The 10,398-nt window shown below is 60.8% G+C and carries 8 protein-coding genes; all 8 read right to left on the bottom strand.

The annotated features are described in order from the left end of the window. Positions 1 to 91 precede the first annotated feature (91 nt). A complete protein-coding gene (locus EDD52_RS22880; protein ID WP_132248933.1) occupies positions 92 to 1,762 on the bottom strand; it encodes a TIR domain-containing protein in 1,671 nt (556 codons plus the stop codon). 238 nt (positions 1,763 to 2,000) lie between these two features. After that, positions 2,001 to 4,445 (bottom strand): GcvT family protein, encoded by a 2,445-nt coding sequence (locus EDD52_RS22875; protein ID WP_132248932.1) that lies wholly within the window; start codon positions 4,443 to 4,445, stop codon positions 2,001 to 2,003. A 24-nt stretch (positions 4,446 to 4,469) separates the two neighbouring features. Continuing rightward, positions 4,470 to 6,908, bottom strand: a complete 2,439-nt coding sequence (locus EDD52_RS22870; RefSeq protein WP_132248931.1) for a GcvT family protein — start codon at positions 6,906 to 6,908, stop codon at positions 4,470 to 4,472. Between the two features lie 9 nt (positions 6,909 to 6,917). Next, the gene (locus EDD52_RS22865; RefSeq protein ID WP_132248930.1) at positions 6,918 to 7,475 is read right to left on the bottom strand and encodes a helix-turn-helix domain-containing protein; all 558 of its coding nucleotides are present in this window, start codon (positions 7,473 to 7,475) and stop codon (positions 6,918 to 6,920) included. A gap of 411 nt (positions 7,476 to 7,886) precedes the next feature. Continuing rightward, positions 7,887 to 9,146, bottom strand: coding sequence for a D-amino acid dehydrogenase (locus EDD52_RS22860; RefSeq protein ID WP_132248929.1), 1,260 nt, complete (start codon positions 9,144 to 9,146; stop codon positions 7,887 to 7,889). A 21-nt stretch (positions 9,147 to 9,167) separates the two neighbouring features. Beyond that, positions 9,168 to 9,506: a RidA family protein gene (locus tag EDD52_RS22855; RefSeq protein ID WP_132248928.1), complete on the bottom strand. Its 339-nt coding sequence runs from the start codon at positions 9,504 to 9,506 to the stop codon at positions 9,168 to 9,170. A 393-nt stretch (positions 9,507 to 9,899) separates the two neighbouring features. Further along, positions 9,900 to 10,256: a cupin domain-containing protein gene (locus EDD52_RS22850; protein WP_132248927.1), complete on the bottom strand. Its 357-nt coding sequence runs from the start codon at positions 10,254 to 10,256 to the stop codon at positions 9,900 to 9,902. Beyond that, positions 10,253 to 10,398 (bottom strand): phosphate acyltransferase (locus EDD52_RS22845; protein ID WP_279389293.1); only part of this gene is annotated, 146 nt, incomplete at its 5' end. The genes EDD52_RS22850 and EDD52_RS22845, both read right to left, overlap by 4 nt.

The following is a 10,398-nucleotide window of genomic DNA, read 5'->3' as shown; positions in this document are numbered from 1 at the left end:
CGGAACTCGGCCGTGTAGCTCGGGGTATGTTTCTTGTTTGTCATGAGGCTCACCTTTTGAGAGTTTTACTCTCCGGTAAACCCGGGGCGGTTCAAACCGCGTTCAGGAGGCAGGTCTCGAAATGGTCGAAATCCGTCTTGCGCAGGTCCAGGCTGCGATGCCGTTTGCGCACGTAATAGAGCGTGGTCGGTTCCGCCACGGCATCGCTGGCACGGAAATTCAGCAAGAACAGGATCGCCTGACGGAGCTTTCGGGCGTAATCCGCCTCGTCGAAACCATCAGCATCGTCGAACATCTGCCGCAGCCGCGAGCGTCGATGTACGAATGTCCGGAAGAATGGCGCGATCACATCCGCATCAAGCCGCGCGGATAGTCGGCGGAAACTCTCTTTTGCAACCCGCCTGTTATCCTCGGTAAGATCGTCGATCACGTTGAACGCGTCTGCAACCTTTCGCAGGCTGGGAAAGCGGCGCTTCGGGTCGCGTTGCAGCATCCGAAGCAGATGTTGGCGCAACTCCGGCGAACGCTCCTGCCAGATGCAGCCCTCCCCATCGGCAAAGCCCTCGGGATCTGCGAAAAACCGTTCCTTCATCAATAGATCGTCAAGCGAATTCACGACAACCGGTGGCCGCCCCTGCAACAGCTCGATCCCCAGAAGGGCCAGCGAATACTGGTCCGATTTCGGCGTCGGTCTCAACGCGCGGTGCTGTTCGGGCGCAAGATAGGTCATGACCTCGTCGGAGATCCTGAACCCGCTTTGATGCCGCCGCTTCATGAAGGACAGAAGCGACATCCGGAACGCGGGCAGCCTCACCCACCATTCGTTACTATCCACCTTGGGAACCAGCAGGTCGCTGGGACGGATAGTGCCGTAACACAGTCCCGCGTCGTGATACTCTGCCAAAGCATTTGCAAGCGTCCCGATCGTAAAGCGCACCCGGTCGATCCCCAACCCGCCGCAGGTGTCGCACCCAATCTCAAGAGAGGATGCAAGTGGCTGAGCGTCCTCGACAAATTCCGACACGAGCACCTGCACATCATCACTGATCCGCCCCCCGTCAAATCCGATAAACGCCGGATGGCTCAGGTCGCGGCAGCGGTCAAGATAGGTGTCCAACTCCTCGTCTGTAATCTGTTCGCTGTTGTGGCGAACCGGCGCAGGTTCGGCCTTTGCCACTTTTTGCACTCCTTCCCCAAAGGCAAGATAGACCGTGGAATTGGCCCCGTCGGCAAGCTTCTGGCCCAGCCGCAGGCTGAATTCCCGTCGCAGGATCAGCTCCACCCGTGTTTCGAACTGGTCCCACAGATCAACCGCGCTGCCCTGGGCCCGTTTGACGCTTTCTGTCACCTTGAGGATGGCTTCGCCGCGTTCCTGCGGATCGGCGATTTCCCCCACCGGCCTTTCGATTCCGTACCCCTGGAACCGTTGGAGCATACGAGGAACCTTTACCGCAGACAGCTTTGCCCAGAAAATCTTGACGCCGGGATCGAACTCCTTTTGCCGCAAGAGCAAGGGCAGCTCGTCGCGCATGATGAATTCTGAATTGCGAAAGCTTTTGGACAGAAGGAACAGGACAACGCGGGTGCTTTGCGCTTCGTCCTGAATGCGGCGGAGCCACTCTTCGCCCTGCTGGATGCCCGTGCGGGCACGGTCAAAGAAGATCAGTTCTTCCGGCACCCCGTCGGCCGTCAACTGTTCATGGATTTCCCGAGCGATCTCTTCATCCCGCCTGCTGTAGCTGATGAAGATCTTCTTTCGCATTTTGCAATATCACCGATGAATATGACGCTGAGCGTATCACATCACCGCATTTCGGGCCATGTAGAATTGCCCCTGCGTCAGGCCCGCCGGTCGCGGGCGATGAACGGGGCACCCGCCCTATCCGTGACCGTCGCGAATAGAATGCCGCCCACGCCCGCACGGTCGGACGCCAAATCGGCGGAGCCTTTCGCTAAAGGCCCCGCCAGATCGGCCCACCCAAACAGCAATTGCCTGTCTGTCAGACCTTCACGCGCTCTGATTTCGGATCGTAAAGCGGCCTGAGCGAAGCTGTCGCCGAGATCCGGCGCCCTGCGACCTCGATCTCGTAGGTTGACGCCAAAACGTCCTGCGCCGTTTCACCCGCGCAGGGCACGTACCCCAGCCCGACCGCACCACCAAGGTGGTGGCCGTAATTGCCCGAGCTCAGATACCCTGTGATCCTACCGTCGCGCACAATGGGTTCGGCGTGATAAAGCAGCGGTTCAGGATCGGACAGAAGGAACTGCACAAGGCGCCGTTGCAAGCCTTGCTCGCGTTTGCGTTCCACAGCCTCCCGACCGATATAAGGCACGTCCGTTTTCTTAATCGCAAAGCCAAGCCCCGCTTCGAGGATGTGATCCTCGGACGAGATGTCGTGGCCGAAATGGCGAAAGCCCTTTTCGATCCGGCAACTGTCCATCATGTGCAGCCCGCAAAGCTTTGCATCCAGGTCGCGTCCGGCGTCGCGCAGCACCTCGAAGACATAGGCGGCCATGTCGGCAGAGACGTAAAGCTCCCATCCCAGTTCGCCCACATAGGTCACACGATGGGCACGGGCGACGGCCATGCCAATCTCGATGTCCTGACAGGTGCCAAATGGGTTGGCGTCGTTTCCGAAATCATCGGGAGAGACCTTTTGCAGCAACTTGCGCGCATTCGGTCCCATCACGCAGATCACGGCCTCTGCTGCGGTCATGTCGGTGAGCGTCACGCGATGATCGCCCAGATGTCGGCGCATCCAGGCCTGATCGGCAATCCGCGTCGCTGCGGGCGTCACCACCAGAAAGACGGTTTCGGAAAGCCGCGTGATGGTTACATCCGCCTCGATCCCGCCAGAGCCGTTCAAAAACTGGCTGTAGACGATCTTGCCCACCGGGACAGACAGATTGCTGGCGGATACATGATTGAGGAACGCCTCGGCATCCGGTCCTTCGACGCGGATCTTGCCGAAGGACGTCATGTCGTAGATGCCCACATTCTCGCGGATCGCCTTGTGTTCGCGCGCAGAATTCTCGAACCAGTTCTGCCGTTTCCACGAATATTCATAGGCCGCAACCTGCCCCCGGTCGGCGAACCAGTTGGCCCGTTCCCAGCCGGACACCTCGCCAAAGACCGCCCCTTCGGTCTTTAGTGCCTCGTGCAGCGGTGACCGCCGGATACCACGGGCCGTGGCCTTCTGCCGGTAGGGGAAATGGTCCGCATAAAGCAGGCCCAGCGTTTCCTTGGACCGTTCAAACAGATAGGTCCGGTTGCCCTGAAAGGGCTGCATCCGGGCAATATCGACATCGCCCAGATCAAAGGGTTTTTCGCCGCTATCCATCCAGGCGGCCAGCGCCATGCCCGCGCCCCCTGCCGACTGGATGCCGATGGAGTTGAACCCGGCCGCCACCCAGACATTGTCCATCTCGGGTGCTAGGCCAAGATGATAGGCGTCATCGGGGGTAAAGCTTTCCGGCCCGTTGAAGAACGTGTGAATTCCCGCCTCTGCAAGCAACGGCATCCGGTTGACCGCCTGCTCCAGGATGGGTTCGAAATGGTCGAAATCCTCGGGCAGCTGGTCGAATTCGAAATCCTCGGGGATGCCTTTCATGCCCCACGGTTTCGCGACCGGCTCGAACGCGCCCAGAAGGATCTTGCCCGCATCCTCTTTGTAATAGGCGCATTCTTCGGGCACGCGCAGTACCGGCAATTGCCCAAGACCGGGCACGGTGTCGGTGACGATGTAGAAATGCTCGCAGGCATGCAGGGGGACGTTGACGCCCATCTGCCGGCCGACCTCGTGGCCCCACATACCGGCGCAGTTGACCACGTGATCGCAGGCAATCGTCCCGCTTTCGCCCTCGGCTTCCCAACTGACGCCGGTGATGCGGCGGCCGTCCTTCACGAAACCCATCACCTTCGTGCGTTCGATGATCTGCGCGCCGCGTTGCCGTGCGCCACGTGCCATGGCCAGCGCGATATTGGCCGGGTCGCCCTGCCCGTCCTTGTCAAGATAGACTGCCGCCTTCACATCTTCGGTGTTCAGATGCGGGTAACGGGTTTTCAGTTCGGACGGGCTGATCTCTTCGACCTCGACACCAAAGGCGCGCGCCATGGACGCTTGCCGCAGGATTTCCTCGCGGCGTTCTTCTGACAGCGCCACGGTGATGGACCCGTTGCGCCGAAACCCCGTCGCGACGCCGGTCTCTGCTTCGAGGTTGCCGTAAAGCTCCTGGCTGTATTTCGCGAGCCGCGTCATGTTCTGGGTGGCGCGCAGCTGCGCAATCAGGCCGGCCGCGTGCCAGGTGGTGCCAGAGGTCAGCTGCTTACGCTCCAGTAGCACGACATCGGTCCAGCCGAGCTTGGTCAGGTGGTAGGCGACAGAGCAACCGATCACGCCGCCGCCCACAATGACGACACGGGCTTTTTCAGGGGGGAGAGCCATTTTCAATCTTTCCTCGAACGAAGGTCAGGCACGGATGCGGGCATTATCCGCATCCCAAAGGCAGGAATCGGGCTGGACTGTCGCGCCATGGCGCTGGCCATAGACTTCGACCTCTACCGTCGCGCCGTCTGGCACCGTGGCATCCAGCATCGCGATCGCAATGGCTTCACCAACGCGGTAGCCATAGGCCGCCGACAGTACCTCGCCCACGCGCGTGCCATTCGCAAAGACCGCCGCCATATAGGGCGCGTCCTGCTGCCCCGGCTCCACGATCAGCGTGACCATCCGACGTGTCAAAGGCTTGCCCGCCTCTTCCGCGATGGCGGCCTTGCCCGGAAAATCCTGCGGTTTGTCCAGTTTCACAAAGCGACCAAGACCGGTTTCGAGAAGGCTGTAATCGGACGATAGATCACCCTTCCAGGTCAGGTATCCCTTCTCGATCCGCATGGAGTTCAGCGCATACATCCCGAAAGGCACGGCTCCTGCCCCGCGAATGGCATCGTAGACCTCTGCCGCGTCAGAGGTCGCGGCATGAACCTCCCAGCCCAGTTCGCCTGCAAAGGAAACGCGCGCCAGCATCACCGGTTTGCCAGCCACCGTGGCCTGCTGGTGCGACAGCCAGCCCAGCGAAAGATCGGCATCGGTGACCTTGGACAGCAGGTCGCGCGATTTCGGCCCCGTTACCAGCATGGCGACAACATCCGCCGAACGGTCCGTGATCGAAACGCTATCGGGCAGATGCGCCCTGAGGATATCGAAGTCATGCCACTGCGCGACGGCGGCGGTCATGAGGGTGAAATCATCCTCGCCGTGCCGGATGCAGGACATCTCTGTCCGCACATGCCCCCGTGTATCCGCGATATAGATCAGGTTCATGCGCCCAACCTTGGGCAGGGCGCCGGTGACAAGACCCCGCAGCGCCTCTGCCGCGCCCGCACCGCTCACCGAAAAGCGCGAGAAGCCGCACAGGTCGATGACGCCCGCACCGTCGCGCACCGCTTCGACCTCTTCACGCATCCGCACCTCCCACGGGCCGTTGCGGTCCCATGTCAGCGTCGCCTCCTCAGAGGTATCGTCACCCGGCTTGGCAAACCAGTTCGCGCGCTCCCACCCGTTATAGGCGCCCATCTGTCCACCGTCGGCAACCAGCCGTTCGTGGTTCGGCGACAGCTTTTTGTTGCGCTCTGAAGGCCATTCGTGATGCGGGAAATGCATCGCGTATTCGTGGCCGTAGGTTTCCAGCGCCTTGCCCAGCGAAAACTGTGCGTCCGCATGGCCGGTATAGCGGCGCGGATCGCAGGACCACATGTCCCATTCGGTGTGGCCGTGCATGATCCATTCCGAGATCACCTTGCCCGCGCCACCGCCCTGCGCGATGCCGAATGTGAAACTATGCGCCTCAAAGGCGTTGGGGACACCCGGCATCGGCCCGATCATCGGCAGCCCGTCGGGCGCGTAAGGGATCGGCCCGTTGATGTTGCGCTGCACGCCTTGCGTTCCCAGCAGTGGCACCCGCGCCATCGCGTCCTCGATATACCATTCAAGCCGGTCAAGATCGTCTGGGTAAAGCTGGAAGCTGAAATCATCGGGCATCTGGTCATCCGCCGTGACCCAGGCCGCCTGGCAGTTGCGCTCATACGGGCCGAGGTTCAGCGAATAGGTGTCCTGACGCAGATAGTAGGAACTGTCCACGTCGCGCAGCATCGGAACCTTGCGGCCGTTGGCCTCTGTCCAGGCTTTGATCTCGGGGATGGCCTCGGTAAGGAAATACTGGTGGCTCATGACGGTCATCGGCACATCGCGCCCACCATGCGGGATGAACCAATCTCCCACACGCGCCGCATAGTACCCCGCCGCGTTGACCACGTATTCGCAGCGAATGTCGCCCTTTTCCGTGTGGACCACCCACTCGCCATTCTGACGGCTGACGCCTGTCGCGGGCGTGAAACGCGCAATGGTGCCGCCATGCGCGCGTGCGCCCTTGGCCAGCGCCTGTGTCACCTGGCTGGGGTCGATATCCCCGTCCAGAGGATCCCACAGACCGCCTTCGAGGTCATGCGTTTCCATGAAGGGCATATGGGCCTGCAATTCGTCAGGTGTGCAGATGTCCATTTGCAGCCCCATATGGGCCGCCAAGCCACGCACGCGTTCAAACTCCATCATGCGCTTGTGCGAATGCGCAAGCCGCACCGCCCCGGTGACGTGATAGTTGATCGGATAGTCGACCTCTGCTGCGAGCCCGCGATACAGTTCCAGCCCGTAGCGCTGCATGTTCATCACGCCGTAATTTGCCGCAAAGTTGGGGCAGTTGCCTGCCGCATGCCATGTCGACCCGGCGGTCAGTTCGTTCTTTTCAAGCAGGACACAGTCGGACCAGCCCGCCTTTGCCAGATGATACAGAGCCGAGACGCCGACGACGCCACCACCGATAATCACGACACGCGCAGAAGAAGGAAGAGTCATTGTCAAACCTCAATAAACCGGGGGAGAGATGACCCAGATCGCAACGGCCGGGTCGTCATAGGGGTTGGCCCAGCGATATTCAGAGCCCTTGATACGAAAGCTGTCGCCAGAGGAGATCTGGAAAGGGCTGTCCCCGATCCAGATATCCAGCTTGCCGGAGACGAGGTAGACCACCTCGGAGGTTGCGCGTCGGCGGCTGTCTTTCAGCGCCGTATGCGGCAGGAAGGTCGAATGGATGACCTCGAAATCATCGGTCAGGTCAGGAGAGATCAGCGCCTCGACCAGACCGTCGTCGCGTTCCCCGATTTCCCGGCGGGCAGAGCCGCGTACGACCAGACCTTTCTCTTCCTCGGGCGCGTCGGCGACACCAAAGAAGATGGACATGGGCACATCCAGCAACTGCGCGATCCTGTGCATGTCGTCCACCGAAGGCGTGGAAAGGCCGCGCTCGACCTGCGACAGCCAGCCAAGCGATTTGCCCGCACCTTTGGCAAGCTCTTCCAGTGTCATCCCGCGGGTGTTCCGCAAGGCCCGGATATCCTGTCCCAAGGTTTTGTCGTCCGACATCAGGCGCACCCAACACTTTCCTCGACATCTGGTGCGGTGGATTCGCGTCCAGCTCGTGAAAATTCTGGCAGTAATTTCACAATCCGGCAATGAAATTTTTGCCAAATATTTCATTTGAGGAGGGCGCAGCGCTGGCCTGCCCGGATTTACAGCCGGATCAGGGGCAAATCGGAACGTCTCTTGCGTGTGTCCATAGGGAGGTTTCTGCCGATCCCCTCGGACCGAAGTGGACGGCTGACGCAGCAACCATCGGGCGGGGAAAGGTTACGCCCGCCAGATGATGCCCATCGGCGCCCGCCGCACATGCGGGCGATATTTCGAAATATTGCAGGATCTGACCCGCAGGCTTCCGGCGTCCCGGTGCCGTCCCGGTTCAGGGCGCGACTCCCCGGCCCCAAACGCAGGGCGGTGTTACGTGCCGTATCGCTCTGCCGTTAGCCCATCGAAGGAAATTTCTGGCTTACGCCCCAGCACCACGTCGGCTACTGCGCGCCCCGACCCGCAGGCCATCGTCCAGCCAAGCGTGCCGTGGCCTGTGTTCAGGAACAGGTTGTCATATCGCGACTGACCCAGAACCGGCGTGCCATCCGGCGTCATCGGGCGCAGACCGGTCCAGCCTTCTGCCTTGGAAATATCGCCACCGCCGGGGAACAGATCGCCAATCACATGGCGCACCGTGTCTGTCGCATGGGGGCCAAGGCGGTTCGAATAGCCCGCAATCTCTGCCGTGCCTGCAACCCTGATCCGGTCACCCAGCCGGGTGATCGCCACCTTGTGGGTCTCGTCCATGATCGTTGATTGCGGCGCCAGCGTGTCCTCGGTGACCGGCAGCGTGACCGAGTAGCCCTTGACCGGATAAACCGGAATGCGCACGCCAATCTGCTTGAGCAACCGCGTCCCGTAGCTGCCAAGCGCGCAGACATAGGCATCCGCGGTCATGGTTCCCGCGATCTCGGTCCGGACACCGGCGACCTTGCCATTCTCGACAAGAATTTCGCGGATCGATTGGCCGTATTGGAATTCGACCCCCATCTCGGCGCATTTTTCTGCAAGTGCGATCGTGAACAGGCGACAATCGCCCGTCCGGTCCGCTGTCAGACGCAGGCCGCCCACGAATTTCTCGCGCACCTGCGCCAGTGCGGGTTCCACCGCGATACACCCGTCCCGGTCGAGCAGTTCGAACGGAGAATCGTATTCCGCAAGTATCTCCTGGTCCGCCTTCGAACCTTTGAGTTGTTTCTCGTTGCGAAAAAGCTGAAGTGTGCCCTGCGCGCGGCCCTCGTATTCGATACCGGTTTCGGCAATCAGGTCGGGCATGACATCGCGCGAGTAATTCGACACCCGCACCATCCTGCTCTTGTTCGTGCGATAGCTTTCCTCGTTGCAATTGCGGATCATCTGCACGCTCCACGCCCACATTGTCGGGCTGATCAGCGGCCAGATGAACAGGGGGCGACGCTTCATGAAGAGCCACTTGACCGCTTTCATCGGAATCCCCGGCGCGGCCCAGGGCGAGGTCATGCCGTAGCTAAGCTCGCCCGCATTGGCATAGCTGGTCTCCAACCCCGGTCCGGGCTGACGATCCAGAACGGTGACCTCTGCCCCGGCCTTGGCAAGGTAGTAGGCGGTGGTCACACCAATGACCCCGGCCCCCATCACGATGACTTTCATGGCTGCATTCCCCCGGACCGGTCAGTAAGCTGCTGTGATGATGATCTCGACCCTGAGCACATCGCGCGCCAGTTTCGCCTCGCCGCAAGCCCGCGCGGGCGCGTCCCCTTCGGGCACCCACGCATCCCAGACCTCGTTCATCTCGGCAAAATCGGCCATGTCGGCCAGCCAGATCACTGCCTGCAAGATCTGGCTGCGCGACGACCCGGCCTTTTCCAGCAGCGCATCCACACGGGACAGGCAATCGCGGGTCTGTTCTGCCACCGTTGCGCCGTCGCCGACCTGCCCGCAAAGGTAGGCCACCCCGTTATGTTTCACAATGCGGCTCATCCGGGGGCCGGTGTCGATCCGTTCGATCATCTGGTCTGTCCTTTCTCGTGGTCCTGCTGGACCTGTGCCTGGCCTTCCCCTACCTGAGCCAGTTCGCGCGGTATCCGCTGCATCTGATCAGCCATGGCGAAGAATCTCTGAGGGTTTTGTTTACCAAAGCCCAGATCCTGTTCATCTGAAAGGAAATACTGCGCGCGGGGATAGAAATCTCCTGCTCACGCGCTGAAGCTGAGCGGGTGAAGCCGCATTGGCCTTTGACGTCAGCAGATTGCCGACAGGTTCGCGGAGAAAGCAGGTAGGAAAGCGAAAACCTGCTCCCTGCCCGAACCCCGCCGGTCGGAGAGGACGCGCGGTTCCCCGGCGAGTGTGCAGGTTCGCACCGTCTTCCGGTTCAAGACTGCAAGCCATGCAACCCGTGAACCGCTATTCCTCAAAAATGACGAAATGCTTTTCGCAGGTCTCAAGCACCTCCCAAAATCCCCTGAACCCATTGGGAATAAGAAAGCTGTCGCCGGGGCCGAATTCCTGTCGGGTGCCATCCTCATGGATCAATGCGCAGCGACCGCGCAGGATATAGCAATACTCGTCACGCCCTGTAAAAGCGTGCCAGCGTCCGGGGGTCGAAACCCATTTACCCGCCTTCAGCCGTCCGCCAGCGCCTGTGTAATGCATACTGATTTGTTGTTTTGGGTTGCCGTTTGTGACGCGGGCGGGGTCGTTTTTGAGGTGTCTTTGGGTTGTAGTTGGGGCGGGGTTTGACAGGTTGATGACTTGTGTCATGTCGCGGGTTCCGTTTCCTTGGGGCTGAGGGCGTCGGCCTGTGCTGTGGTGACGGCGATCATGTGCAGGATGTCTTCGGCCGAGCATCCTCTGGACAGGTCATTTGCCGGTTTGGCCAGGCCTTGCAGGATGGGGCCGATGG

It is taken from the genome of Primorskyibacter sedentarius (assembly GCF_004342065.1).
Lineage (GTDB): Bacteria > Pseudomonadota > Alphaproteobacteria > Rhodobacterales > Rhodobacteraceae > Primorskyibacter > Primorskyibacter sedentarius.
This window is presented reverse-complemented; position numbering and strand designations above follow the sequence as displayed.

Excerpts from the sequence above, each read along its gene's own strand:
- EDD52_RS22865 (WP_132248930.1), bottom strand. The coding sequence starts at position 7,475 with ATGTCGGACGACAAAACCTTGGGACAGGATATCCGGGCCTTGCGGAAC.
- EDD52_RS22875 (WP_132248932.1), bottom strand. The coding sequence starts at position 4,445 with ATGGCTCTCCCCCCTGAAAAAGCCCGTGTCGTCATTGTGGGCGGCGGC.
- EDD52_RS22880 (WP_132248933.1), bottom strand. The coding sequence starts at position 1,762 with ATGCGAAAGAAGATCTTCATCAGCTACAGCAGGCGGGATGAAGAGATC.
- EDD52_RS22860 (WP_132248929.1), bottom strand. The coding sequence starts at position 9,146 with ATGAAAGTCATCGTGATGGGGGCCGGGGTCATTGGTGTGACCACCGCC.
- EDD52_RS22870 (WP_132248931.1), bottom strand. The coding sequence starts at position 6,908 with ATGACTCTTCCTTCTTCTGCGCGTGTCGTGATTATCGGTGGTGGCGTC.
- EDD52_RS22850 (WP_132248927.1), bottom strand. The coding sequence starts at position 10,256 with ATGACACAAGTCATCAACCTGTCAAACCCCGCCCCAACTACAACCCAA.
- EDD52_RS22855 (WP_132248928.1), bottom strand. The coding sequence starts at position 9,506 with ATGATCGAACGGATCGACACCGGCCCCCGGATGAGCCGCATTGTGAAA.